20 protein-coding genes are annotated in these 26,024 nt (G+C 65.1%); 7 read left to right on the plus strand and 13 right to left on the minus strand.

The features are described 5' to 3' along the window. Position 1 precedes the first annotated feature (1 nt). From secF to yajC, 3 genes are all read right to left on the minus strand, one after another. Positions 2–1,243, minus strand: coding sequence for a protein translocase subunit SecF (secF, locus tag ACGFK1_RS31510; RefSeq protein WP_393439251.1), 1,242 nt, complete (start codon positions 1,241–1,243; stop codon positions 2–4). Next, positions 1,244–3,028: a protein translocase subunit SecD gene (secD, locus tag ACGFK1_RS31515; RefSeq protein ID WP_393439254.1), complete on the minus strand. Its 1,785-nt coding sequence runs from the start codon at positions 3,026–3,028 to the stop codon at positions 1,244–1,246. 66 nt (positions 3,029–3,094) lie between these two features. Continuing rightward, positions 3,095–3,463 (minus strand): preprotein translocase subunit YajC, encoded by a 369-nt coding sequence (gene yajC / locus ACGFK1_RS31520; RefSeq protein ID WP_393439256.1) that lies wholly within the window; start codon positions 3,461–3,463, stop codon positions 3,095–3,097. A gap of 311 nt (positions 3,464–3,774) precedes the next feature. Between yajC and gabT the strand changes: the two genes are divergently transcribed. Next, complete coding sequence (gabT, locus tag ACGFK1_RS31525) at positions 3,775–5,115, plus strand: 4-aminobutyrate--2-oxoglutarate transaminase (RefSeq protein WP_393439259.1); 1,341 nt, start codon at positions 3,775–3,777, stop codon at positions 5,113–5,115. Positions 5,116–5,142: 27 nt separating this feature from the next. Beyond that, positions 5,143–6,576, plus strand: coding sequence for a gamma-aminobutyraldehyde dehydrogenase (locus ACGFK1_RS31530; protein ID WP_393439262.1), 1,434 nt, complete (start codon positions 5,143–5,145; stop codon positions 6,574–6,576). Positions 6,577–7,026: 450 nt separating this feature from the next. Here the strand turns inward: ACGFK1_RS31530 and ACGFK1_RS31535 are convergent, their stop codons facing one another. Then, entirely contained in the window at positions 7,027–8,619 is a 1,593-nt protein-coding gene (locus ACGFK1_RS31535) for a hypothetical protein (RefSeq protein ID WP_393439265.1), read from the minus strand. Positions 8,620–9,240: 621 nt separating this feature from the next. Here ACGFK1_RS31535 and ACGFK1_RS31540 point away from each other — a divergent pair. The 3 genes from ACGFK1_RS31540 (at position 9,241) to ACGFK1_RS31550 (ending at position 12,976) form a co-directional block, all read left to right on the plus strand. Further along, the gene (locus ACGFK1_RS31540) at positions 9,241–11,139 is read left to right on the plus strand and encodes a P-loop NTPase fold protein (RefSeq protein ID WP_393439268.1); all 1,899 of its coding nucleotides are present in this window, start codon (positions 9,241–9,243) and stop codon (positions 11,137–11,139) included. 46 nt (positions 11,140–11,185) lie between these two features. After that, positions 11,186–12,322 (plus strand): DUF4185 domain-containing protein, encoded by a 1,137-nt coding sequence (locus ACGFK1_RS31545; protein ID WP_393439271.1) that lies wholly within the window; start codon positions 11,186–11,188, stop codon positions 12,320–12,322. A gap of 276 nt (positions 12,323–12,598) precedes the next feature. Continuing rightward, complete coding sequence (locus ACGFK1_RS31550) at positions 12,599–12,976, plus strand: hypothetical protein (protein ID WP_393439273.1); 378 nt, start codon at positions 12,599–12,601, stop codon at positions 12,974–12,976. Between the two features lie 250 nt (positions 12,977–13,226). On the opposite strand, the gene ACGFK1_RS31555 is transcribed toward ACGFK1_RS31550, so the two are convergent. The 7 genes from ACGFK1_RS31555 to ACGFK1_RS31585 all read right to left on the minus strand — a co-directional run bounded on the left by ACGFK1_RS31555 (position 13,227) and on the right by ACGFK1_RS31585 (position 23,100). Then, on the minus strand, positions 13,227–13,805 hold the full coding sequence (locus tag ACGFK1_RS31555) for a hypothetical protein (protein ID WP_393439276.1): 579 nt from the start codon (positions 13,803–13,805) through the stop codon (positions 13,227–13,229). A 268-nt stretch (positions 13,806–14,073) separates the two neighbouring features. After that, entirely contained in the window at positions 14,074–16,674 is a 2,601-nt protein-coding gene (locus tag ACGFK1_RS31560) for a LuxR C-terminal-related transcriptional regulator (RefSeq protein WP_393439279.1), read from the minus strand. Between the two features lie 114 nt (positions 16,675–16,788). Then, the gene (locus ACGFK1_RS31565) at positions 16,789–17,907 is read right to left on the minus strand and encodes a catalase family protein (protein WP_393439282.1); all 1,119 of its coding nucleotides are present in this window, start codon (positions 17,905–17,907) and stop codon (positions 16,789–16,791) included. Positions 17,908–18,023: 116 nt separating this feature from the next. Beyond that, positions 18,024–19,772, minus strand: a complete 1,749-nt coding sequence (locus ACGFK1_RS31570; RefSeq protein WP_393439359.1) for a peroxidase family protein — start codon at positions 19,770–19,772, stop codon at positions 18,024–18,026. A gap of 155 nt (positions 19,773–19,927) precedes the next feature. Beyond that, positions 19,928–21,628, minus strand: coding sequence for a peptidoglycan-binding protein (locus tag ACGFK1_RS31575; protein WP_393439285.1), 1,701 nt, complete (start codon positions 21,626–21,628; stop codon positions 19,928–19,930). A 99-nt stretch (positions 21,629–21,727) separates the two neighbouring features. Next, positions 21,728–22,729 carry a hypothetical protein gene (locus ACGFK1_RS31580; RefSeq protein WP_393439288.1) on the minus strand — a complete coding sequence of 334 codons (1,002 nt, stop codon included), beginning with the start codon at positions 22,727–22,729 and terminating at the stop codon, positions 21,728–21,730. Beyond that, positions 22,726–23,100, minus strand: coding sequence for a hypothetical protein (locus tag ACGFK1_RS31585; RefSeq protein ID WP_393439291.1), 375 nt, complete (start codon positions 23,098–23,100; stop codon positions 22,726–22,728). Before ACGFK1_RS31585 ends, ACGFK1_RS31580 begins: the two co-directional genes overlap by 4 nt. A 646-nt stretch (positions 23,101–23,746) precedes the next feature. Between ACGFK1_RS31585 and ACGFK1_RS31590 the strand changes: the two genes are divergently transcribed. Together ACGFK1_RS31590 and ACGFK1_RS31595 are read left to right on the plus strand one after the other, a co-directional pair. Continuing rightward, complete coding sequence (locus tag ACGFK1_RS31590; protein WP_393439294.1) at positions 23,747–23,869, plus strand: hypothetical protein; 123 nt, start codon at positions 23,747–23,749, stop codon at positions 23,867–23,869. An 8-nt stretch (positions 23,870–23,877) separates the two neighbouring features. Next, complete coding sequence (locus ACGFK1_RS31595) at positions 23,878–24,744, plus strand: peptidoglycan-binding protein (protein WP_393439296.1); 867 nt, start codon at positions 23,878–23,880, stop codon at positions 24,742–24,744. Positions 24,745–24,919: 175 nt separating this feature from the next. Here ACGFK1_RS31595 and ACGFK1_RS31600 read toward each other — a convergent pair whose 3' ends face one another. Further along, positions 24,920–25,402, minus strand: a complete 483-nt coding sequence (locus ACGFK1_RS31600) for a hypothetical protein (protein ID WP_393439299.1) — start codon at positions 25,400–25,402, stop codon at positions 24,920–24,922. Between the two features lie 22 nt (positions 25,403–25,424). Continuing rightward, the gene (locus ACGFK1_RS31605; protein WP_393439301.1) at positions 25,425–25,991 is read right to left on the minus strand and encodes a hypothetical protein; all 567 of its coding nucleotides are present in this window, start codon (positions 25,989–25,991) and stop codon (positions 25,425–25,427) included. Positions 25,992–26,024: the final 33 nt, after the last annotated feature.

Raw genomic sequence — 26,024 nt, forward strand, 5'->3', positions numbered from 1 at the left:
CCTATCGCCCGCGGGTGCTTCGCTTACCCGAGGGGCGCCCGGTCCGGCTTGCGGTCGGCCGGACAGGCTTCGACCCGGGCGCGGGCTTCTCCGGGGCCGGCTTGGCGGCCACCGCCGCCACCTCCTCCGGTACGGCGTCAGCCACCTCGTCAGCCCTGGTCGGCTTGCGCCTGTTGAGCACCCGTCGGGTGTGGGTGCGAACCAGATTCGTGCGTTCCCGCAGAGAAACCAACAGCGGGGTGGCGAAGAAGATCGACGAGTACGTGCCGACGATGACGCCGACCAGCTGCACAAGTGCCAGGTCCTTGAGCGTTCCGACGCCGAGCAGCCACACCGCGACGACCATCAAAGCCAGGATCGGCAGCACCGAGATCAGACTGGTGTTGATCGACCGCATGAACGTCTGATTGACCGCAAGGTTGGCGTGTTCGGCGAAGGTGCGCCGCGTGGTGTGTTCGAAACCGTGGGTGTTCTCCTCCACCTTGTCGAACACGATGACGGTGTCGTAGAGCGAGAAGCCGAGGATCGTCAGCAGGCCGATGACCGTGGCCGGGGTGACCTCGAACCCGACAAGCGAGTACACGCCCGCGGTGGTCACCAAGTCGAACACCAAAGTCGCCAGCGCGGAAATCGCCATGTAGCGCTCGTACCGCACCGTGATGTAGGCGGCCGCCAGCACCAGGAACACCACCAGCGCGATCAGCGCCTTCTTGGTGATCTGCCCACCCCAGGTCTCGGAAACGTCGGATTGGCTGATCGCCTGCTTGCTGGGTTTGCCGTCGGATCCCTTGGGCTGCAACGCATCAAACAGCGCTGTACCGAGCTTTTCAGTCTCGTCGTTGCTCAGCTTCTCCGAGCGGATCTGCAACGTCGCCGACGGACCGTTGCCAACGACGACGACCGATTCGGGGCTCTTGCCAAGGGTCTTGCTGAACACGTCTTCGACCTGCTGCGAGGTGATCGTGCCGTTGGCACCCGCCGTGGGCATGGACACCTTGGTGCCGCCCTCGAAGTCGATGCCGAACGTGAATCCGCGCAACACCATGCTCGCGATACAGACCGCGAGGATCAGCCCGCTGATCGAGTACCACAGCTTGCGGCGCCCGATTACCTCGAACGCTCCTGTGCCGGTGTAGAGCCGGACAAAGAACCCGTGCTTGGGGGCATCGGCCGCGGCCGCTTCCAGGTCGGGTGCCTCGACCGCGCTGGAATCGGTCACGTCGGGTGAATGCTTGGCCGCCATCTACCTATCCCGTCCCGTCGCGTGTGCGGCCGCTCGCCGTTCCCGCGCGATCTGCTGCACTGCACCCAGCCCGTTCAGTGACGGCTTGGCCAGCGTCGGCGACTTCGACGCCAGGTACACCAGCGGCCAGGTCACCAGGACCACGACGACGACGTCGAGGACCGTCGTCAGGCCCAGCGTGAATGCGAAGCCTTTCACCTGACCGACCGCAAGTACGTAGAGCACGACCGCGGCCAACAGCGTCACCGCGTTGCCCGACAGGATCGTCTTGCGCGCCCTGGCCCAACCGCGTGGGACGGCGGAGCGGAACGAACGACCTTCGCGTATCTCATCTTTGATGCGTTCGAAGAACACCACGAACGAGTCGGCCGTGGTGCCGATACCGATGATCAAACCGGCGATACCGGCGAGGTCGAGCGTGTAGTTGATGTATCTGCCGAGCAACACCAGGATCGCGAAAACCATTGCGCCGGAAGCGACAAGCGATAGCGCAGTCAGCAGACCGAGCACCCGGTAGTACAGCAGCGCATACAACAGCACCAGCGCCAGACCGATCCCACCTGCGATCAGCCCTGCCCGCAGCGATGTCAATCCCAGTGTCGCCGAGACGGTTTCGGCCTCCGATGACTCGAATGACAGCGGCAGCGACCCGTATTTCAGCACGTTGGCCAGTTGGCGCGCGGAGTCCGCGGTGAACTGACCGGTGATCTGCGTGCGTCCACCGGGAATGGCTTCCTGGATTTGCGGTGCGCTGACCACCTTGGAGTCCAACACGAACGCGGTCTGCGTGCCGACGTTGGCGGCGGTGAAATCGGCCCAGATTTTCGATGCCTCATCGTTGAACTCGACCGTGACGACGTACTCACCGCGCTGCTGGTCGAGTCCCGAGTCGGCGTTCTTGATCTGCTCACCCTTGATGATCGCCTTGTCGAGCAGATACACCTGCTTTCCGTCCTGCGAGCAAGTCACCAACGGCAGGTTCGGGTCGTCGTTACCCGCCAACACGTCCTCTTGGTCGCAGCGGGTCGCCTGGAACTGCAGAGCCAGAATTTCGATCTGTTGATCGGTACTCTGCCGCAACTGCTTCTCGTCGGCGATGCGCTGCGCGAGCGACTGGTTCTGCGGCGCAGGCGGCGCCCCTGGCGCGGGTGGCGCGCCCGGGCCCGGCGGCGGCGGGGCCGGCGTCGGTGCGGGCTCCTGCGGGTAGGGGCGCGGCTGCGGCGCCGGCTCCGCCGGCGGTGGCGGCGTCTGCTCGGCGGGCGACGGCGGGGAAACAGGTGCGCCGGGCTCGGCCGGAGCGATGGGAGGAATTCCGCCCGGCAGTCCGGGCACCCCAGCAGGCGGAGCGCCAGGCGGCGGTCCGCCCGGCGGCGCCTCCGTAGGGGACTGCGGTGCCTGGCCCTGTGCCGGAATCACGTGGATGACGGGCCTGATGTACAGCCGGGCCGTCTGGCCGAGGTTGCGGGCTTCGCTGCCGTCGTTGCCCGGCACCGTGATGACCAGGTTCGAGCCGTCGATGATCACCTCGGAGCCGGAGACGCCGAGACCGTTGACGCGGGCGCTGATGATCTGCTGCGCCTGGTTGAGCGCGTCGCGGGTGGGCGGCGAGCCGTCCGGTGTGCGCGCGGTGAGCGTCACGCGGGTACCACCCTGCAGGTCGATGCCCAGCTTGGGCTTGGCCTGCTTGTCACCGGTCAGGAAGACCAAGAGGTAGGCACCGACGAGCAACACCAAAAAAAGCCCTAGGTAGCGGGCAGGGTGCACCGGTGCCGAAGACGATGCCACGTTGTCAGGGTCTCCTTCGAGATCAGTTCGTCAGCACCGCAAAGGGTACGTGCTTGTGCTGAGTCGTCAGCCGTCAGTCTTTGTGTTCGGGCTTTCCTTGATCTCGGTGGCGGTCGATTCACGGGCCTCATAGTCGAGATCGGTGGTGTCGGTGTCGGTCGAATCTTCGTCGATGTCATCGGCGATGCGGTCCCGCACCGCCAGCTTCATCCAGGTGGTGATGACACCGGGCGCGATCTCCAGCTCGACGTTGTCATCGGTGATTCCGGTGATTGTGCCCTGCAGGCCGGAGGTGGTGTGCACGCGGTCACCGATCGTCAGCGAGTTGTGCAGGTCGATGGTGGCCTGCATCGCCTTCTTCTGGCGCCGTGACGCGAAGAACATGAACGCGCCCAAGATGATGAAAAGGGGCAGGAAGAGGGTCAGTTCGCCCATGGCGGCAATCGTCTTTCGTTTCGGTTTTGCATCACGGCGCCCAGACCGCAGGTCAGGGGCCTCGTCTTTGTCCAGTGTGCCATTGCCACCGCGGACAGCCGACCACCCGGTCGCCTCCGGGCCTGCGGCGCGGCGCGATGTGCCATGACCAGCGACAGTGACCTGACGCAACGGAATCCGTTGTGTTTGGGTCGCCCCGCCGACGGTTCCCGTTCCAGATGGTTAGGTTTTCGACGGATCGGTGCGTCATGAGACTAGGCTCAGACGGCGACGCGGCATTCGTCGAACCCAACCGAAATCAGGAGCCTGGATTGAGCACTCTCGAGCAAAGCCGCTATCTCGCCACGTCCATCCCCGGACCCCGATCACAACAGCTGATCGAGCGGAAGAGCGCTGCGGTATCCCGCGGTATCGGCAACACCATGCCGGTGTATGCCGCCAGAGCGTTCGGTGGGATCGTCGAGGATGTCGACGGCAATCGGCTGATCGATCTGGGCTCCGGCATCGCGGTCACGACGATCGGGAATTCGTCGCCGCGGGTGGTCGAGGCCGTGCGCGACCAGGTCGCCAACTTCACCCACACCTGCTTCATGATCACGCCGTACGAGGGCTACGTCGCGGTGGCCGAACAGCTCAACCGGTTGACGCCGGGTGGTGGCGAGAAGCGGTCGGCGCTGTTCAATTCCGGGTCGGAAGCCGTCGAGAACGCGATCAAGATCGCGCGGACGTATACGCGCAAACAGGCGGTGGTGTCCTTCGACCACGCCTACCACGGCCGCACCAACCTGACGATGGCGCTGACCGCCAAGTCCATGCCGTACAAGCACGGCTTCGGCCCCTTCGCCCCTGAGATCTACCGTGCGCCGTTGTCGTATCCGTTCCGCGATGCCGAGTACGGCAAGGAACTGGCCACCGACGGCGAGTTGGCGGCCAAGCGGGCGATCAACGTCATCGAGAAGCAGGTCGGTGCCGACAACCTGGCCGCGGTGATCATCGAGCCCATTCAGGGTGAGGGCGGATTCATCGTTCCCGCTGACGGTTTCCTCCCCGCGCTGCTGGATTGGTGCCGCGAGAACAACGTGGTGTTCATCGCGGACGAGGTACAGACCGGGTTTGCCCGCACCGGCGCGATGTTCGCCTGCGAGCACGAGGGCATCGAGCCCGATCTGATCTGCACCGCCAAAGGCATCGCCGACGGCATGCCGCTGTCGGCGGTCACCGGCCGCGCCGACATCATGGATGCGCCACACGTCAGCGGGCTGGGTGGCACCTACGGCGGCAACCCTGTCGCCTGTGCGGCGGCGCTGGCCACGATCGAGACCATCGAGACCGACGGGTTGGTCGAGCGCGCCCGCGAGATCGAGGTCTTGATGAAGGACCGGCTCGGGCTGCTGCAGGCAGAAAACGACCGCATCGGCGACGTGCGCGGGCGCGGCGCGATGATCGCCATGGAGTTGGTCAAGCCCGGCACGCTGGATCCCGACCCCGAGCTGACCATGAAGCTGTGCGTCGGCTGCCACACCGCCGGCGTGATCGTGTTGTCCTGCGGCACATTCGGCAATGTGCTGCGCTTCCTGCCGCCGCTGACCATCAGCAATGAGCTACTCGTCGAGGGCCTGGACGTTCTCGCTCTGGTCCTGGCCGATCTCTAAGCCGACACCCGAAAGACAGGAGTTGCAATGACCAAGGTTCAGAACTTCATCGGCGGTGAACTCGTCGACTCCGTGAGCGGCGCGACCATGCCGCTGGTCGACCCGACCACCGGTGAGGAGTTCGCCACCGCGCCGATCTCCAACGAGGCCGACATCGACAACGCCTACGCGGCTGCCTCCAAGGCCTTCGCGGACTGGAAGCGCACCACACCGTCGCATCGGCAGAAGGCGCTGCTCGACTTCGCCGATGACGTCGAAAAACACGCGGAAGAACTCGTCACCGCCGAAGGGCGCAACACAGGTAAGCCCAACCACGTCACGATGGCCGAGGAGATTCCTCCGATGGTCGACCAGATCCGGTTCTTCGCCGGTGCGGCACGGATGTTGGAGGGCAAGTCGGCCGGCGAGTACATGGAGAACCACACCTCGTGGATCCGCCGTGAACCGGTCGGCGTTGTCGGTCAGGTGGCGCCGTGGAACTACCCGATGATGATGGCGATCTGGAAGTTCGTCCCGGCCGTTGCGGCAGGCAACACCGTCGTGATCAAGCCAAGCGACACCACGCCGGTCACCACGGTGATGCTCGCCGAGATCGCCGCGCGCCACTTCCCGCCCGGCGTGCTGAACGTCGTTTGCGGCGACCGGGCTACGGGTGCGGCGGTGGTTGCGCATCCGACGCCGGAGATGGTGTCGATCACCGGTTCGGTGGCCGCGGGCCGAGCGGTGGCGGTCAGCGCCGGCGGGCATCTGAAGCGCACCCACCTGGAACTCGGCGGCAAGGCGCCGGTCATCGTGTTCGACGACAGCGACATCGCCTCGGCCGCTGAGGGAATCGCCACCGCCGGCTACTTCAATGCGGGCCAGGACTGCACGGCGGCCACCCGGGTACTCGCACGGGCCTCCGTAGCGTCCGACCTGACCGATGCGCTCGCCGAGCAGGCGCGCGGCGCGACGACGACGTTCGGCAAGCCCGCGGATGACGAGGACGCCTGGGTGCCACCGGTGAACAACGCCAACCAGTTGGAGCGGGTGCTGGGTTTCCTGGGCGAGGTGCCTTCGCACGCGAAGGTCGCGGTCGGCGGACAGCGTCAGGGCGACAAGGGTTTCTATGTCGAGCCGACGGTGATCGGCGGGCTCCGCCAGGACGACCGGCTGATCCAGAACGAGATCTTCGGGCCGGTGATCACGGTGCAGTCCTTCTCCGATGAGGAGGAAGCCATCCAGTGGGCCAACGGCACGGAGTACGGCCTGGCGTCGTCAGTGTGGACGCGCGATGTGTCACGGGCCCTGCGGGTTTCGGCCGCGCTGGACTTCGGTTGCGTGTGGATCAACACCCATATCCCGCTGGTCGCCGAGATGCCGCACGGCGGCTTCAAGTCGTCCGGGCACGGTAAGGACCTGTCGGCCTACGGGTTCGAGGACTACACCCGCATCAAGCACGTGATGGCGTACACGGGATAGGGCGGTCTGCGCTGAGCAGACGCAAAGTGTCCGAATTTTCGGCGTGTCAGGTCATTTCTGCGTCTGCTCGTACAGAAATCAGTCAAGGCGGTGAACCGGTACATCTCGGCCCAGTGCCGGAAACAGTTGTTCATTGCAAGCGTGAGCGAAACTGACTGAAGCGACCTCGATGTGACGGTTGTTGCCGACCGGCATGGTCACGCTGATGCTCGCCTACGTCGAGGGCTCCACCCATCTGTGGGAGTCGCGGCCGTCGGCGATGACGGCCGCCGTGGACCAGCTTCGTCGGACCCGTGTCTAAGCTGGTCGCCCGTGCGCTGCGGGGGCGCGGTGAGCGCAAACGGCCGTCGAGTGGCTGGGATTCACTCACGCCCACCGAAGTCGACGTGGTGCGTCTGGAGGGCGAAGGGCTACCCAACCAAAGAGATCGCCGTCGCTGATCCTCAGTTCTCAAGCCGTCTGCCCCCGCCACCGCAACACCAGGTCGAGATTGGAATTGGTGCGAACAGAAGTGATCAGCGACGGAAGAACAGACCTGCCCGCATCGTCGACGACGATGTGGCTGAATTCAGCGATACGCCCATGATCGGTCGCCGATCTCGCGCTGGACAGCAAGGCGCTGGCAGTCCGAATCCCGTGGCGAGCCAATAGTTCTCGGGCGCTGCTGCGCTCGGATTTTCTCACCTGGTTGGGGCCCAGATAAGTCAACAGTATCGCCTCGTCGACCCAGTCGATGATGCGATCGGCGGGAAATCGCGTGCTGATCAGCAGGCTCACAATGTCGGCGGTCGCCATGTCGGGGACGTTCTCGATGTCTTCCTCCTCCAGCCTCGCCTCGTGCCAGACCGTAAGGCCGTCAAGGCAGTCCAAGGCCATCTCGGGCTGCAGGCTGGGAAGCGCGAACCGAAACATCTTGACCATCAGGTTGCGGATGATCTGCCACGCGACGACCGGAAACACGCCCACGACGAAGCCGATCAACAACAACGCGGACTGATTGTTCGCCCACGGCGTTAGTTGAGCGACGGCGGTGATCACCCAGATTCCGATCAGGGCGATGAGGATCCGCATCACCACCGCGACGTAAGCACTGCCGCGCAGATCCGAACGCACGTACCGGCGGAACAGCATCTGGATCGCAAAGAAGTAGGCCCCGAGGAAAGCGAATGTCACCGGTGCCGCGGTCGGTGTCAACGCCGTCTTCCAGACCTCGTGGTCATCGACGATCCTGTCGCGCGAAGGCGGCAGAGTGACCAACCATCCGATCGCGAGCACGATGACGGTGAGCGAAACCGGAACAGTGGAGACAGAATAGGGCGCCTGAGAGCGCGCCTCCTCCGTCGAGTACGGTGTGATCCGGTCTTTGAGAACGTCGCTGTGTACCCGGCGCGGCACCCGGCCGTACGTCCCTTCGAACTTCTGTAGGTAGCTGTCGATGCGCGTGGCTCGCGCGGCCTCGTTCTCCCCCAGCGAATCTCGACGCTCCAGAAGGCCGAGCCGCTGCACATTGGTCAGAAACTCGTTGAGCAGGCTTGCCCGCTGAGCTTCGATGAACAGCCACCACATCACCGCGGGTGTGATGAGCAGGATCACGTCGAGCAGAGCGCGGATGACGTTGACCCGCCATGTCGGTTCGGCGACGTACACGAAGCCGCCGAGTGCAGTCAGAATCGCCGGCGACCCGACCAGAAGTAGGCTCGCTACGCGCACCGCCCCGCTGCGATGCCTCGACCACCACGCCATCCCCGCGAACAAGAGAACTGCGAGCAGATTTCCGTAGCCGACCAGTAACCACGCGATGTGATGTCCGAACCAGCCACGAGCCCCACCGCTCGCGAGCGCGACGAGCGGCACACCGACGCCGGCCGCGATCGTCAACGCAACAATGGCGGTGAAGCCGCTGTCGATTACCCGCAGGTCGGTTCGCCGCGGATCATCTGGAGGCTGCGTGCCCGCGACACCCGTGCCTGGAGAGGACCCGTGCTGCGGTTCCACAGCCGACGCGGTTGTCGTGGCGGCAGCGCCATTGCGCTCGGTTCCCATGGCGACCCCCTTCGCCGTCGATAGTCAGTGTCGCAGGGCTGTGGACCACGCAATTGAGTAGCGCGGTACTCGAAAATGCGGCCGCCGTGGGAGCTCAAGCCGCCTGGCCGAGATGCCGCGTAACGGAGCCCTTCGCGCCCGCGGGGGCAAGTAATGCCACGGTCGCCGAGACATTTCGAGTAGTGACGTACTCGCGCCGGTCGAGGCCGCCGAGGTGACGATGGGATTCGGCACCGCGTCGCCGCAGCGGCCGCGTACATGCAGCCGATGGCATGTGCCGACTGCGCCGATCGCGTGCCCAGCCTGTGGGCCGACAACGATAGGCGGTGCTGCGCGATGGCCAGCTCAGTGCAAATCTCCGATGCCACGAGTTCGGCGGTGCCGCCGAACCCAAAGAGGCTGCGAGGTCAGTCCCGTGACGAAGACATCTTCTACGAAGAGTTCATCCGCGTCTTCGACGGCAGCGACGTCGAAGACGCCGTCAAACACCAGATCAGCGACGAATACGTGGCGGATCGCGCAGCCTTCGCCAAGCGGCTCCTCGCACACACGAACATCCCCACGGCACCGGTGCGATCCCCGTGGCGCACGTTCGCTCATCTGCTGCGCGCGGCTGCGCTGGTGTTCGGGCTTTTCGGCTTCTCGCTGGTCACGCTGCTCGCCATCGGACTGGTCAGTAACGCCCACTTGAGAATCGCGGCCATCATCGCCTCTGTCATCTGTCTGCTGGCATGGGGATGGATCATCCGGCGAATCGGCACAGGACGGTTATCGCTGTGGCCAACCGTCTCGCGTCTGAACGACTCGCAAGACGCCGAGGCGCAGTACCGCGACATCGTCAGAGTCCAGTTAGCCGCATATCTCAATCGCGCCGCCAACAAACGCCATGACGACTCACTCGCCGCAGAAGACGAAGCCCGGCGCCGTGCCGCGGAAGAGTCTGCCGAAGTTGTGCTGTCGACGACAGACGCGCCATGGCTTGTGGAGTTGGAAAATCAGGACCCCGTGCGCGTCAGGGCATTACGTGATGTCCAGGAATTCATCAGATCGCACGTGACATCCGCCATCGGCATCAGCGGGCCGCGCGGCATCGGCAAGACGACGATCATGCGGCAGCTGTGCGCCCGCTACCAAGATCACTATGTTGGGGTGTACGTGCCGGCGCCGGTCAAGTACTCGCCGGCCGACTTCGTCCGGACAATTCATCAGCGCACGGCTGAGGAAATCCTCGAAGCGCACGGCGCGTCGCGGCAGGACCCGCTGCTGACGCAGCGAAACGGTGTACTCACCGTTCGAATCGTCGCCGCCGCAGCAGTGATGTTGTGCGCTGCGGCAGTGCTTCTCTTCAAATGGCAAGACTCGCGCGTGAGCTGGTCGCTGACCGCCGGATCCGGCTTGGCTGCCACCGCTGTCGTATTGCTGGCGAGTCTGGTCGTTTCCTACATCAGCACCACGCGTGTTCAGCGGTTACGCGACAGGAGTCCGGTCGCCCTGGCAAGGGCCGAACTTGAGCGACTCGCCTGGAGTACGAAGACCCAGACGTCATCAACCAATTCCGTTGCCTTACGGGCTCTTTCCTTCGAGGAAAGCAGCACGACAGAACTGGTCGAGAGAGAATCGTCACATCCGCAGCGAGTCGACGCGTTTCAGAAGTTCGCCGCGCTGTACCGCAAGGTCAGTGATCGCACCATCATTGTCGCCGTAGACGAGCTCGACAAGATCTCTGCCCCCGAGGAAGCAATCGAGGTCATCAACGGCTTGAAGGATCTGATGCACGGCGAAAACATCCACTTCCTCGTCTCCGTCTCCGAGGACGCCCTCGCAAGGTTCGCCCTGCGCGGTATCCCGCTGCGCGACGCCTTCGACTCGACGTTCGACACAATCGCAGACGTCGACCGGTTCAGCATGAGCGACGCCAGCGACTTGCTACTGGGCCGTGTCGTCGGAATGCCGCAGGTGCTCGCCTACTACTGCCACGCACTCAGCGGTGGCATTCCACGTGATCTCATCCGCTTGTGCCGCGAGTGTGTCGAGGCGGGGCGCCGACAGCCGACGAACACACCGACGGCGACGGTGGTCTCGACGGTCACGACTAACCATGTGATGGGCCTGCTCAACGGTGCCGCCATCCGCGCCAAACAGAACGAGTCGGATTCCCTCCAAGGGCTGCTGGAGGTGCGCGAGGTGCTGCACCACACACCAGCAGAACGCCTATTCGCTGAGATTGATCGCGCTGCCGAGTTCCTCTGGCGCGAAAGACGACTCGACGAACGAGGTGATCTCGTACCAGCTCTGCCGGTCGTGCTGGCAATCATCGGCACGGTCAGTTCTTACTTCGGTCGCAAGTGGACAGGCGCGTCGTGGCGAGCAGAAGCCGAAAGTGGCAGAGCGGAGCGGATAACGAACAGCGCCGCAAGTTGCATGGCCGACGCCAGCATCGACACCAGAGTCGCCGTTGGGCGTTTGACCCTGTTGCGGCAGCAGCTGGGGTTGGCACCTCTCGAGATGAGCGCGCGCTGAGCGCGAGCCGACACCGTTTCAACCATTCACTTCTGGGGGGATTCACATGACACGACAGCTGGCCGATACGACCGCACCGCCTGCACGCACCAGCTCGGTGCGGAAGAGCACCCTTCGCCGGCGTCCCGCCGCTGCTCCGTTGCCTGCACCCAAATCCGGCGTTCTGCCTCGGCGCCGGGACGCGCTGGTCGCCGAAGCGGCGGCGGCCGTCGCGCTGGCCGGGCTGCCAACGCCGGCCAGCGGGCAGGCGATCAATCTCGGCGTCGTGGCCGGGACCGGCTCCCCGACCGCCGCCCTCGGTGCGGGCGCTACCGATCTGTGCGAAATCTCGCCCGGCGGTCAGGTCGCGCTGGCCGGCGACACCTTCACGGGAAACCATGTCGGCGAGGGGGCTTGGAGCCCGTCCATGGGTCTGCATGTGCTGCCCGGCAGTCTCAACGGCCCCCTGATCCAGTTCGACCACTCGTTCGGGGGCAACGGCACCCTTTACGCCGAGACGTGGCCACACGTGCCAGGCGGCAGTCAGCTACCGGCGGGCACCGTCCAGGTCTTCGGCATCGACTACGCGTTGGTGACGCGGGTGGTGAACCTGCTGCCCGTCGATTCACGCCTGGTACGAATCGATCCCAACGCCCCGCACTGGCCCACCGTTCCCGGGTCGCTACGCGATGCCGGCTGGCAGGACGGAAACGAGACGCAGATCAGTGGATACCAGGCGCCGGACGGCTGGGTGTACATCGTGGCCGACGGGTTCGCCCGTGACCACACCGTCCGTCTGTACCGCTGCCCGGCGGCCAATTTCACCGACCGCAACTGGTGGCATGCGTGGGGAATGGTCGGCGGTGGCCCGGATTGGGGCTGGGATGTGGCTCCGACACCGCTGAGCGGAGACCTCTTCGGCGAGCTGAGCATGCGGCTCATCGAAGGCAAGGCGGTGTTGTCCGGGTTCAATCAAAGCACGGGCTGCGTCGAAGTCCGCGTGGCCGACGATGTTACGCAGGTGCTTGCCCCGTGGACACCGGTCACTGTCGTCGCGACCCAGGAGACGGTGCCGCAGAACTACGGCGGCTACATCGTGCCCGGCTCCACTCTCGATCAGGCAGTGATCTTGGTGAGTCAGTGGAATACCACCACGAACAACCCGTACAACGTGCAAGAGTTCGTGGTGAACCTGAATCGCTGACCGTTTCGTCCGGGCGGCCATTCGACACAGGGGGTCGGTGTGAGAATGCGTGCGGTGGGCCCTCGGCTAGCCGCCGTGGCGGTGCTTAGCGCCGCGGTCATGATAGCCGCGCAGTCTCTGTCGAATCACCCACACGGCCTCGGGCCGGCCGTCACTGCGGTTGACACCTCACTGCCGCTTACCACGCAGGCCGTCGCGCCACCGCCACGAGGGTTTCCGGTGCTCGACGATTTCACTGACGTGTCAGCCGACCACGACGTCTCGAGGTTCTACTCGTTGGCGACCTTCACCGGCCCGACGGGCTTGCAGTGCGCGATGTGGAGCAGCCGCGGTGATACCGCAGCGTATTGTTTCGGGGCCATTCCCGGGCTAAACCATCCCGCCAACCAAGTTTATGCCGGGGACTATGAGGCGCGTTTCGATCTGGGCGGCCCGCCGGACATCGACAAACTGAACGGAAAACTTTTGGCCTCAGGCGAGAAGGTGATTCTGGGCGCCGGGGGAACGCTGATGGGTGGCGACCAGATCACATGCGGCGTACAGGATTTCGACGTCGCCTGCATGCTGATCCGAGACTTCGGCCGAAACCACGGTGATGAGACCGCCCAACGACACGGTTTCGTGCTCAGTCCCGCAGGCAGCTGGACATTTTGAACGCGGGCATGAGCTGGCGTTGAGCGGTTTCAGGACTGATTCTTCTCCAGCCGGCTGGGCAGGTGGCCTAAACCATTGCAGTCGCTGCCATGTCGCGTCGTCATATGTAAGCAGCGGCTGACGGGCGGATGATCGCCCCCAGCGATCTGCGAGCCAACGAGCGCGTCGATGTTTGTGGCGGCAGGCGCGAGCGGTCACGTCGACAAACGGTGATTGACTGGGCGCCAGGGCAATCGGCGTCCGCTCAAGTTCATTCGACCGAGAATCGATGGGCGAAATAGATCTCGGCGCCGACCGTGATGCGCGATCGCGCTGTGCGCTCGCCGCGGGTGCCGGGATGGATGACGAAGCCGGCTTTGGGTGCGTCGTGGGGCTGCAACCGCGAGAAGACGTCGTCGGCGGCGGGCACAGTCATCACGGCAGCCCGGCGCATTGGCTGCTGGGCGAGGGCCTCATCGAGAATGGTGATCGAGACGATCTGGTCAAAGCTCGACGCCGGCATGATCTGGTGTACGCCATAGAATTCGCCGCCCTCCCCAAAGCACAAGTAGTTCAGACTGCCGCTGCGCGAAGTCCCGGCCGAGTCGAGCCGGTGGTCATGAACCACATCATCGACAGTGACAGTGACGCCTGTGATCAACAGTTCGCCAGCGTCTCCACACCTGTTGCGATGTATATCGGTGACGAACGACTCCCCCGCCGCCGCAACCGGCACACGCCTGTTCTCTGGCCTCAAGCTGTAGAAGGGCGTGCCTGCCACACCGCGATCGGCGCGGTAGCGCACATAGGGATCTTCACCCGACTTGGCGAGTGTGACCGCGAGGATCATCTGTTCGCTGTGCGGCGGCCGGGAAGGCGGTGTACAGGACAGATAAAGTCGTGTCTCTCCGAAGAGCACCATGGTGCCGACGGCGATCGGCGCCTCTTCGTCGTGGTGATGGTCTTCGTGCGCTGCGGTAGTCACCGGGCCGCGTCCCTTCTGCAGGAAAGTTCGGTCCATCGATGGTCACGCGGCGGTGAAGCGCTCGCCACGAGTAGTGAACTACCTGAATATTTTTCAGCCTGCGGATGCAGGCCCCCGGCGCCCACCAGGCGGTCTACTTTGCGCCCGGGTTCCCGCGAATGATCTTGCCGAGTGCCTCGCGGTCGGCCGCATCGAGCTTGATGCATGCGCGATAGATGTGGCCCTCCACCGTGCGCACCGACACCGTGAGCTGTTCGGCGATGCCCTTATTGGACAACCCGGATGCCACCAGACCGGCGATCTCGCGCTCGCGAGGCGACAACGGCAGCGGTTCGGCCGCAGCCCTGATCGCCGGTGTAACCGCTCCGCCACACTGGGTCGCCAGCCGCAGCGCACGGGCCGAGGACTCATAGCTTTTCGATCGTGAAACGCTTGGCTCATGCATCGGCACAGCCTGCGCCGAGCAGTCCGCGGCGGACAGCAGCAGTCCGGCGGCTTCGAATTCGGCGCTGAGCACATCCAATTCCTGTGCGTCGCCGTCACGGACCGCCGCGGCGTGGCGGGCGGCCAGCGCAACGACCTTACCGTCCACCTGGTCGACCAGTTCTGCGAGCCGATCGGCGACGGTGGTGTCGCCGAACCGGGCGGTGACGTGCAAAGCTTGGGCTTCGACAGCGAATTGACCTGCGCTGCGCGCAGATTCGGCGGCCGCACGTGCCAGTTCGATGCCGGGACGCTCGCCTCCCCTGGCCGCGGCGACCCACGCCCTGGAGATCAACAGTTCGGGGTTGTGTAGTGCCATCGACCGCCCGCTGTGCTCCTTGGCATCGGCCAGTACCCGCTCGGCTTGATCGATGCTGCCCAGTGCCGCGTAGCACCGGGAGAGCAGCAGCCGTGCCGGCAGCAGCCACGGCAGCGACGTTTCAGCTGCCAGCGCTGCCAACGCTTGTTCCAGGGAAGTGATGGCTTCGGGGAAGTGGCCGCGGTGAGTAGCCACCAACGCGGTGGTGATCTTGGCGATCGCCCACGCGAGAAATTGCCCGGCCGAGGAGAATTGCGCATAGTGCGCGGCCCGGGCTTCGGCGAGATCCAGCTGACCGGTGTGAGTGAGGGCCAGCACGTCGCCGTAGCGCACCATGATGCGAATCATGCCGTCGGTGGCCTTCTGTTCGGCACGGCAGCGCGCCGCAATCGGCTCGAAATCATTGCCGCGCCCTGCGACCGGCATCGCCAAGCCGGCGGCGAATGCGGCGAAATCGACTGCCTGCTTGGGTGCATGCGGATTCGACAGCACCGTCTCGGCGGCGGCGATGCCCTCGGCGATGTTGTTCTCGTGCACGGTGATTGCCGATGCGGTAGCGTCGACGATCAGTTTGAGGGTGGGTTCGACCACGCGCTGGCGCAACAGGCTCAACACCTCGTGGGCGGACTCGGTATCCCCGATCGACCAAAACAGTATCGACAGCCGCGGGATGCCCCACATCACCAGCTGCAACTCGTCGAGCTCGTCCGGCGAGAACCGTGCGAGAACCTTGTCGGCCTGGGTGGGGTGTCCCTGCCACAGCAGCGCGCGCGACAACAGCTCCGCGGCCTGCAGCGAGCCATCACGTTCTAGGGTGGCGCGCGCGAGCTGTTCACCGAGCGGAACGTTGGACAGGGAGATGGCGTCTTTGGTGGCCGCCACGAGAAGGCCGGTCTCCACGGATTGATCGCTGGCGATGGCCAATTGGGCCAGCCGCAGCCGCGCCGCCGCAGAGTCGAGTTTCCGGTTGCGCAGCACCTGCACGATTTGTCCGCGCAGCCGGCGCGCCGACACCGTGCCCATCCGCCGTCGCACGACGTCCCCGTAGAGCGGGTGGGTGAACCGGGCGATCAGCGTGCGGCCGTCTTCGGTGACGCGAATCAGCCCACCGAGCTCGGCGGCGTCGACGGACTCTTCGCCGGCCAGTTCGCAGAGCACGTCGACGTCGAGAGGCTCGCACAAGGCCAGCAGCTTGAGCGCCTCGATCCCGTGCCCGCCTTGGTCGAGCCGGTCTTCGAGCAATTCGGCCAGCCCGGAGGGCACCGCAGCGCGGCCCCGCAGCTGCCAGACACCGTCTACTTCGGTCAGCGTCCCGGCGTCGAGTGCGCCTTCCACCATGTGGCGCAGAAACAGTGGGTTGCCGCCGGAGGCGTCCCACATCACATCGGCGGATAGGCCTTCCAGCGTGCCACCCAGGACGGCCTCGATCAGGGTGACGCTCTGCTCTTTGGTGAACGGCGCAAGCTCGAGGCGCTGCAGATAATTGTCCTTCCAAAGGGCGGTGACCGCGGCAGGCACCGGTTCGCCGCTGCGTACCGTGGCCACCACCTGACCGGCCCGCTCCACCGCGATCTGATACAGCAACGTCGAGGACAGGTCGTCGAGGAGGTGCGCGTCGTCGACCGCGATGACGGTGTCGGCGTCGGCCAGAACCGACTCACGTGCGGCCGCGAGCAGCGCCAGCGGGTCACGCGATCCCGTGGTGGGAATGCGGTGGGCGAACACCCCGAGCGGGATGCTGCGCGAAGATTCGGTGCAGCCGACCCAGTTCACCGTGGTACGCAGCGTCGCCGTAACCGCTCGCGCCAGTGTCGATTTACCGACGCCGGCCGGCCCGGTGACCACGACGCCGCCGCCTTTGCCGCCCGTCAATGTCGAACGAACGGTGTCGAACTCTGTCGGGCGGTCCAGCAACTGCCAGCGGCTAGCCATATTGACCTCAGTGTATGTGGCTGTGGCAGGTGCCGCGGCGCGAACACCGGCCTGGTGATGCACCGGTCGTGCAATCGGTCATCCCTACGTCCCCACCGTCATTGCGATCATCGGTCACGAGGGTAGGTCGGCGGTGGTGGTCGGTTCTATCCGCGGCACACCGTTGACCCGATGACGGAAGTCGCTGGACGCCTCGTACACCAGCTTTTTGAGCCGGTTGATCGACCCGAGCGGACGGTGCGCAGCAAGGCCACGCCACGAGTTGAAGGACAGCACGTCATCACCGAATCTGCGTCGCTCGGGTGTGTCGGGGTTCTGGACGCCGAACGCGATTTTGGCGACGCCGATGTGCGGGGACTGCTGCTCCGGCCACGCGACCGTGGCGTCCTCGATGGGCATCGTCGCCAGATCGGTGCACAGCTGCACCTTCAACTCATATTCGGCGCTGTTGGTGGTGAAGAAGTCAACGACCATGTCACGGAACGCATCCGGGCCCGCGTCGACCGGAACGGGTCGGCCGGCCAGAGACCGCACGGAGTCGGACAGCGGTGTGTACAAGACCTTGGCGACGTAGTCGCCCCACCGCAGCGGAGCAGAGGAGTAAAACGTCAGACCCAGGATGTGGTTGTTGGGTTCACTGAACAGTTCCAAGGCGGTTGGCAGCGACCGGTGGACGCGTTTGAGTACGCCGCCGATCGCGGCCAGTACGTTGCCGGTGGCGATCAGTGCCCAGTCGGGCAGCCGCGCCAGCAGCCACGCCATCGGCATGCCGCGCTTGAGGTAGGCGTTGGCATCAGGGAACGGAAACTCACGGTGGGTGACCAGGATGAAGTCCTGCGTCGTGGTGGTGTCGTCGGGCAGGGCGCGCTGCCCGCTCACCCCGAGTACTTTGATTCCCAGGCCGCGCACCCCGCGACATCGATCGCTGCGCAGCGCTCCCGAGGTGCTCGACAGCCGCGCGATGACGGGATAGCGACTCGGCGTGGCGAAAAGACCCTGCCGCAGAGGTTCGGGCAGATCGGGATAGACCGTCAGCTCGCCGCGCAGGATGCCGTGGCTTTTCGCGTGCGCATCGCGGATGCCGTGGCGATACTTCCGAAACGCCCACTCGTTGTTGCCGTGCAACACATCGGCGATCCTCTTGACCAGCTGGTCCTCGTCTGGGCGCGGGCGCTCCAAGTCGTCGCGGTACCGGACGTAGGAGGCGGTCCGCGGGCCCACGGTATCGGTCATCGACGAACATCCCTCCCTGGCGACGGCGTACACGACGTCTGACCCTTACGAGCGTGCTCTGCGGGTGGCGGTTCAGCATGCGTAGCCGACTACTCGAATCTCATCGGTGTCGTCGCCTAAACCACGGCCTGCCAAGGCGCGAACGGGTTGGCGACACCACGCAAAGCGGGCTCCAGCGTCGGGAAGTGCCGTAACAGCACGGTGCGCATGGTGTTGTTCTTGATCCATTCCATTCCGCCCGGAGTGTAGATCTCGGGCCGGAAGTCGGTGGTGAAGAAGCGGTCGCTTTCCAACCGCCGCGACGCCATCAGGATGAACACCCGAAAAGCGGTGTCACTGAAACCGAATCCGGGCGGCTTACGTTCGGCGTACAAGCCGACCATCAGGTCGACGCGTTCGATGTCACCGTAGATGTCGCGCAACTCCTGCGCGCACGCCGGATTGTCGGTCAGGTCCTCAAACGATGCGGCCGGTTCGAGCCGGAACAGCCGCCGGAACTCGTTGTAACGCGGCACGCCGCGCTCGCGGGTGCGCATGATGTCGATAGCGCCCAGGTCGACCAGTTCGCCGTCGGCTTTCCGGAGGCGCTGCAGCGTGCGCGGATAGTTGTGCAAGCTCAACGCGCCCGGGTGCGCACGGCCGAAAGAATAGAAGATGTCCGCCATCGACAGTTCCGAAAGACGCCGACGGACCTCGAACACCGTCAGGTCGGTCAACTCGTGACGAACGAGTTCCGCGTTGTCGGCCACTGAGCGGAACGTGAACTCGTCGGGGATCAACGGATGCATGCGGTAGACGGCGACGAACTCCTCGGTCAGCGAGTACGGAACGCCGTGCAGTTGCGTCACCGAGCCAGGGATACCGCCCAACAGTGCGCCGGTGCCGATCCGGCCGAAGCGCTGCGCGAACCGTTCGCCGAGAACCCCGAACCAGTTTGCGCGCAATGCGAAGACGGTGGTGGGATGGGCGATGATCGCCGGTGTCCAGTCGACGGTGTGAATCTTGGCGATCAACGCGGCGTTGATCAGCCGCGCGGTGTCGTAGAGCTGCTGATCGGTCATCGAAGGGTATTCGGCTTCCAGCCTGTCGCAGATCGCGTTGTGCTCGCGCATGAACAACGAGTGCAGGATGGCCAGGCCCACCCAGAAGTTGCCGGCCGCGCCGCTGAGGTCGGCGTACTTCGCGGCCGCCTCGGGCGGTAAGCCGAGCTCATCGATCAGCAGACGCCCCCTCGGTCCGCGAATCGCATCCGCGAATCCCTCTGTGCTGCCGTAAATTTGAGAGGCATCCCACCAGTGGCTGTCGCCGGTGACGAAGGTGGGCGGACCCCAGCTGTCGGGGGCGGGGTCAGGGGCGGTCCGCTTGATCACCATGTCGCGCGAACCATGCTCGGCGACCGAGGCCGTCAGGTCCTCCTCCGGCCAGGGGTCATCGGGTGCCAGCGGCACCAGGAAGGGCTGCTGGTCGGTGAATCCGTGGCTCACCCAGTCATGCACCTCGAACTGGATCCACGACGCCGCCAGCACATTGAGGGTGGTGGCCGGCTGGAACTGCTCTCGGGTGAGCAGTCGCCTGCTGACCAGCCGTGGATTGGGATGCAGCAGTGCGGCGGGTTCCTCCCGGTAGGCGTGGGTCAGCGGAACGTTTCGGCCGAACCGGCTGCCGACCGCACCCATCAGCGGATCGCTGCGGTTGTTCTGGCAGCCGGTGACCGTGCGCGCCGACAACCCTTGCGCCGCGACCATGTGGGGGCCCGGCGACTGGTCACGGCCGGTGTCATAGAGATTCTTCGAGCGCAGCTGTTCTCGTAGCCCGATCAGCACCGGTATCGCCAACACCGTGGGCAGATTGGGCCAGCCGATCATCCGGTCGACCCGCTGCGCACACCAGGCGGCGAGTCGGGTGATCGCGTTGTTCATCGGCGCACCCCCCGGTCAGTATCGCGCGGAAGGTGTTGCTCCGCCGTGTTTTTGCACAAGCCGGGTGATCGCGCGGACCCACAAGCGGCGCGCCGCCACTGCTAACCGGCCAACGCGAAGCTGGCGCCGAGCTTCTGCAGCGTCGCGGCGTCCACCACGCCGGTGACAAGAAGACCTGCACGACTTTGGAATTCGCGCACCACTGATTCGGTGACCGGACCGAACTGGCCATCGACCGTCAGGTGCGAATACGCCGGGTAGTCGTGGTTGAGCAGCACCTGTAGCTGACGGACCTTGTCTCCGCTGTCCCCCACTTTGAGCACCACGCTGTCGGTCGCCGCCCCGTTACGCTGCGCCGGCGGCACCTTGGGCTCGGCCGCAACCACCTTGGGCTCGGCGAACACGGCCTGGGCCAATGCGATCTTGGCTTTGCCCAGATACAGCCTTCGGGCGTCGAGTCCGTGCAGGCCGCCGTTGACCTTGCGGGTCACCGCCTCCAGATCGTCGCGGTCGCAGTCGGGATTGATGTTGCGCCGCTTCCAGTACTCACATGCGATTCGCAGTGACAGCGGCGGGTCGGCGGCTAGGTCCGGGTTGTTCTCCAGGTCCACCCCCAGGGCGGCACCGTATTGGCGGTAGTTGGCCCGTCCGGTGAGTTGAAGCAGCCCGCGGCCCTTGTAGCGGCGGCCGTCGCCGGGCTGAGTGTTGCCCAGATCGCCGCGGCCTTCGTATTCGTCACCGCTGGCGAACTCGACTGTGGTGCGGAAGCCGGCCGACTCCTCGCATACCTGGGCCATGAAGTGTGCGACCCGCAACGCGGTGTCGATCCCGTACTCGTCCAGCGTCGAGCGCAACACGGGGCCGACGGCGCCGATGATCGCGGCCTGGTCGTCGTGGTTGTGCCCGGTGTAGGTGGGCGCGACGTCCCACATCAGGTTGGCGTCGACCATCATCGGGGTGCGCACGTCGCCGGCGTTCCAGCCGTTGGGCAGGCGCCACCCCTCCTTGATGACCGCGTCCCACTCGCCCTCGTATACACAGCCGTAGCCGATTCCCGGCGTCGGCTGCCAGCCCTTTGCCAGCTGCAGCGTGGTAGCGGCCTTCGCGGTGACGCCGTCGTTCCACTTGTGCGTCACCGGGATTCCCAGCGCCGCCTGCCAGCGACCCAGCCCGTCCAGCCACGAGTCCGGTTCACCGGACTCACCGGAGATGCAGTTGGTCGGGCCGGTCAGCGGACCCCAGAAGTAGCCGGTCGGCATCGGGAAGGTGGCCGGGTCATACGGTGCCCAGACACCGAGATATCCGTTCTTCAGGTCGGCGGCGAGGTCGGTCAGCCGTTGGTCGACGTCGACCGTGAAGTTGCCGTTGGGACTCAGGCTGCCCTCGGCGTAGTTGAGCTGAAAATGCATCTCGTCGATCGGGTTCTGCCAGTCGCCGCCCCACCACACGCATCCAGCGAACTCTGCCAGCAGAGTGCGTAGCGCAGTGAGTTTGTCTCCGAAGGTGCCTCGGACGCGGAACGGGTGACGCCGCCAGTTGAGGTCCATCGCGGTGCCGGCCAGGTGGTTGGAGGAGCCGACGTCGTTGGTCGATGTCCAACCGCCGCATTGGCTTTGGTCGAGCGGTTCGACGAGCTGGCTGAATCGACTGGCGAAAGCCTTGAGGATGGTGGTGGGCACCCCGGCTCGCAGCGGGATCCAGACGTCGGTGCCGGGGATGGTGCCCCGATCGCATTCATCGTCGTTACACATGCGCCAGCCGTCTTCAGATGTGCTGTTGCCGTAGGCAGTGCGAAAGCTCATGATGTTTCCCCCCGGTCGAGCGTTGCGGACTACTCCTGGAAGTGTCAGCGCAATCGGCGGCGCCGACGTGAGTAGTCGGCTACTCGAATCGGCAACGCATCAGTGCGGTCCCACCTCAGGGCACGGCCAGCCGTTGGCTTGGCGGCTGCGGTCCCAGTTGCCTGCGGCGGTGTCGTCGATACCGGCGTATTTCCAGAACGATATGCGCGTCGCCGCATCGGTACTGACGATCAGCGAGTAGCCGTGGGTGGGCTCCCACGCGGCCGGGATCAGCACCCAGTGCCCATCTTTGACCACCAGCGCGCGAAAGCAGCGGTACCGGAACCGGATACCATGCCCTGGTTCAGCAGAGTCCAGCGCCGTTTCGCGGACGAACTGCGATGGGGCGGAGAGTCGCTCACTGGTGTCCAGCACGACAGCGGTCTCCTGCCTCCACAGCCCGGCTGCAGTCGATTTAGCTTGCTCCTCGCCATAGTGGGAAGCCAGATTTCCGGTCATCCAGAACAGCGCGAGCACCATGATGGCGACGGCCGCCAACAGCGTCGCTCGGGCGACGGTCGCGAAAGGCTGAGGAGTCGAACCGGCCCGCATCGTCACCAGCAGCCAGGAGCCGATCACGATCGCCGCCGCTCCAAGGCCGACGGCCAGCGGCGTGAGCGCTGCATTTCGCGGATAGGCGTACTGCGGCAGCGTCATTCCCAACACCCCCCGCAACACACCGAGCAGGCCGACGGCGATCAGTGCTAGCGCACTGCGGCGTAACGTTTCGACGCGGCGCCCGGCCCGGGCGACCCTTCGCACGTAGAACCCCGCCCACAGCACGGCCAGCCAGCAGAACACGAACGCCAGCACTGGGACGTACAGTGCGGTGACGCTTCTGATGACGTAGTCACTGGTGGAGAAGCCGATCGCGTTGGCGTCGATTCCGAAGTATGCGAAGTACTTTCGGGTGTAGAGGAATCCGAAGTAATAGCACAGCGCGGTGATCACGGTGGTCGGCGCCACGAACAGGCCGACAATGCCGGCCCACCGCTGCACGCCGGCCACGGCCGGGTTCTCGCGTTGTTCGCCTTCACCGGAGCGTGAGGCAGCCTCGGTCATGACGGTGCGGTTGGCGGCGACGGGCTGGGCAGCGGTATCACCGAGGACGATTGGTGAGTTGTGCCGGTCGTCGATATCGCGGTCGTCTCGGGCGGCGGTGAGGTGACTGTGAACGCCGGGCTGGGCAGATCGCTGGTGGTCCCGGTGGTGGGTTGCGGGCCCCGCGAGAACGTCTCCTCGGTTTCATGGGCGATGCCGGTGCCCGTCCCGGAGGGCGGCGCAGTCCATGACGGTGGCGGCAGCGGTGCAGGCGTCGGCGGCGCGGACTGCTGTTGACACGCAACGACCCACCATCCCGCGGCCAGCAACGCGGTCAGGCCGGTCGCGCGTCCGGCAATGATCGTCGTGCGCCGGATCTGTTGCTCGGTCATTCCGTTAACCCCCGTTGATCGGCTGACTGAGATCGTCACCCCAGACGTCGATCAGCGGCGCGCGTAGACCGGTACTCGATTCACGACCGCACCGCCGCAGTCAATTGCCGAGCCCCGCTGCCGATACCACCGCCCACAGCACCTCGGCGTGCCGGATGTCGCTGTGCGCGCCGCTGATCGGGGACTGGTCGTTCGGGGCTCGTGAGTACCAGTGGGCTGATCAGAGATGCCCGGCGGGCGCCTTGTGGTGGTGGCACGCCGGTCATAGTGGCCTCTCCGGCATTGCCGAGCGCAGCTACGTTGCCGCGTAAACCGGGCTGATCACCATGAGGGCAATCGTGGTGGATATCTCGGCTGTCGTCGTGAGTAGTCAACTACTCAAATGTGTCGGCGCCGCACAGTGCGCGGGCAGCTGATGCCATGTGCGTGGTCGACGGTCAGAAATCTGCGTAGCGCCCTACTCGCGCCCGGTGCGTCTCACGCACCCTAGCGTCAGGTCATAGCTATCAGAGGCTCGAACCCGAAGGGAGGTCGGCGGGATGATCAACATCGAAGCGTGTGGGCGCGGCGGCCCACGCCGTTGCAGCAGCCGACGCTCGCGGCGGGTGACTCGGACGTGCGCCGGTGGGTCCGACGGTGAACGGGGTTGGTCATGAACGCGGTGCTGTGGGTGGCGCTGGTGATCGGCTCTCCCGCAGTGGGAATCGGGATCTATGACTTGCAGACAAAGCTTGAGCGGTGGGTCTATCAGCGCCACGCGGAGGACTAGGGGGAAGTGTGAAGAACAGCGTCAGGAACTACTGGATCGAATTCAACACCCCGCTTGAGGGCCGGGTGCATTACATGTACCTGGATTGGAAGGGCTGGGTCAGTACCGGTGTCGGTAACCTGATCGACGCCACGCAGCAGCCGATGAGTGCACCCAGCGCCGCCGAACGGTCCGCATCGTTGGCGATGGCCGGCCAGTTCGGCTGGACCACGACAGACGGCGCCAGTGCCGGTGCAGACCTCATCGCCGCCGACTGGGACGCGGTCAAGGCGCGCCTGGACCTGGCACCCTTTGGGCATCTGGCGTTCGCGTCGTTGACCCATCTGGTGCTCAGCGATGATGAGATCGACCGGATGATCTTCGCCAAGGTCGATGAGATGGAGCGCTATCTGACGTCGCGGGGCGAGTTCGCCGACTTCGACAACTGGCCCGCCGACGCGCAGCTGGCCGTGTTGAGCATGTCTTGGGGTATGGGTCCGGCATTCAACTTCCCCAACTTCAGCTCCTTTGTGGCACAGGGTGATTGGGCTAACGCGGCCGCCGAATGCGGCTTCCAGCCCGATCAGGGAACCATCAAGATCCGCAACATGCTCGATGCGCAATGCCTGCGCAACGCCGCCCGGGTCTGCTCCGACGGATATGACCCCGAGCAGTTGGTCATCGACCTGTCGAACGTTCTCGGCGTCCAAATCGCGCTGCGCCACTATCGGTTTGACCCCGGTCCGACCGATGGGACAGGCGGGCCGCGCACCACCGCAGCGGTCATCGCCTATCAAGGCGCCAGCGGGGTCACCCCGACCGGTAACCCAGCGGACATCACCGCAGAACTAGCCGTCGCCCTGACCGGAGAAGGCTTCACCGCGCTCACAACCTAGACGGCAGACATCTCGAGTGTGCGCGACGCACACCACGTCCGAAGTCGGCATCGACACTGAATCCCGGAGCGATTCAGCAATCGAGGAGAACGCCGTCACTCAACCGACCGGCCTGCGCATCCACGTCGACGGCAACCTTGCGGCGACGGGGTCACCAACGTCCGCTGATGCATCCTCACCCCGACACCGGCACCCCGACGTAGTCGTCGCCGAATCCGTGTCCGGGTTCGGGGGCGTGGGCGAGCACGAAGTTCCAGCCCGCTGCGGCGTGGCCGCCGCCGGCCGGGCAGTGCCCTTTGTCGCGGTACCCATCGAAGTACAGGCTGTGACACTTGCCGCAGTATCGCCAGTGGGGCTGCGCGGTGTTGGAGGCCGGCACGTCATGGTTGAGCCAGAAGTCCGGTGTGGTCGCCGAATGGGCACCCCCGCTGGCGCACGATCCCTTTTCGGGATAGCCGTTGAAGAACAACACCCGGCATCGCCCGCAGTGCCGCCAATTAATCTGGCCCACTGAGCTTTCCGGCTTGTTCGACGGCAGCACGAAGCGGTACCCGGCGGCTTGGTGTCCGCCGCCTGCCGCACAATGACCTTTGTCGGCGTTGCCGTCCCAGAACAACGCGTGACACTTATCGCAGTATCGCCAGCCACTTGTCGGCATTGCACTCTCCTATTCTCAGTAGTCAGCCGGCCCGCCGCGATGCTGCTGCGGCGTTGTCAGCGTTGGCCTGATCACGCGACGGCGGCGGGACGCAGACGTGGTCGTCCGGAAACGCCTCGCGCCACACGAAACCCACAAGGCAGGTGTCGGGTCCGTAGAGTCCACCGTTGGGGTCGCGGCGCTGATCGGCGAGGTTGTTCTCGTCGGTAGTCTGGGTGCGGATGTCGGGAGTCACGCAGACGTGGTCGCTAGGCCGAGCCTCGCGCCACACGAATCCCTGCGCGCACGTGTCGGGTCCGTAGGGCAGCGCCGCGGCGACGGTATAGGAATTTTCGTCCCACGGACTGCAACTCGAGTTACCGAACAGGTCCCGGTCGCAACCCTGCACCTTCACCGTGTAGGTCATCCCGGCGTTGACTTTGTTGATGCGGAAGCTGCCGCTAGGTCCGCCGTCGACCTCGTGCTGCGACTCGTCGCGGCCGGGCCGGCTCCACCGGAAGTTGTAGTGGCCCCAGTCTTGTTGGCCGTCCCAGCCGATCACCAACGTGGTGCCGTCTTGATATAGCTCGTTGATACAGGGCCGGTCCACGGCGCAAGCGATCACATCACCGCTGAGGTCATC

This window comes from Mycobacterium sp. NPDC048908, assembly GCF_043197955.1.
Classification (GTDB): domain Bacteria; phylum Actinomycetota; class Actinomycetes; order Mycobacteriales; family Mycobacteriaceae; genus Mycobacterium.

Excerpts from the sequence above, each read along its gene's own strand:
- ACGFK1_RS31560 (WP_393439279.1), bottom strand. The coding sequence starts at position 16,674 with ATGGCTAGCCGCTGGCAGTTGCTGGACCGCCCGACAGAGTTCGACACC.
- ACGFK1_RS31575 (WP_393439285.1), bottom strand. The coding sequence starts at position 21,628 with ATGAGCTTTCGCACTGCCTACGGCAACAGCACATCTGAAGACGGCTGG.
- yajC (WP_393439256.1), bottom strand. The coding sequence starts at position 3,463 with ATGGGCGAACTGACCCTCTTCCTGCCCCTTTTCATCATCTTGGGCGCG.
- ACGFK1_RS31545 (WP_393439271.1), top strand. The coding sequence starts at position 11,186 with ATGACACGACAGCTGGCCGATACGACCGCACCGCCTGCACGCACCAGC.
- ACGFK1_RS31530 (WP_393439262.1), top strand. The coding sequence starts at position 5,143 with ATGACCAAGGTTCAGAACTTCATCGGCGGTGAACTCGTCGACTCCGTG.
- ACGFK1_RS31565 (WP_393439282.1), bottom strand. The coding sequence starts at position 17,907 with ATGACCGATACCGTGGGCCCGCGGACCGCCTCCTACGTCCGGTACCGC.
- ACGFK1_RS31600 (WP_393439299.1), bottom strand. The coding sequence starts at position 25,402 with ATGCCGACAAGTGGCTGGCGATACTGCGATAAGTGTCACGCGTTGTTC.
- ACGFK1_RS31580 (WP_393439288.1), bottom strand. The coding sequence starts at position 22,729 with ATGACCGAGGCTGCCTCACGCTCCGGTGAAGGCGAACAACGCGAGAAC.
- ACGFK1_RS31585 (WP_393439291.1), bottom strand. The coding sequence starts at position 23,100 with ATGACCGAGCAACAGATCCGGCGCACGACGATCATTGCCGGACGCGCG.
- secF (WP_393439251.1), bottom strand. The coding sequence starts at position 1,243 with ATGGCGGCCAAGCATTCACCCGACGTGACCGATTCCAGCGCGGTCGAG.
- ACGFK1_RS31570 (WP_393439359.1), bottom strand. The coding sequence starts at position 19,772 with ATGATCGGCTGGCCCAATCTGCCCACGGTGTTGGCGATACCGGTGCTG.
- ACGFK1_RS31535 (WP_393439265.1), bottom strand. The coding sequence starts at position 8,619 with ATGGGAACCGAGCGCAATGGCGCTGCCGCCACGACAACCGCGTCGGCT.
- ACGFK1_RS31555 (WP_393439276.1), bottom strand. The coding sequence starts at position 13,805 with ATGATCCTCGCGGTCACACTCGCCAAGTCGGGTGAAGATCCCTATGTG.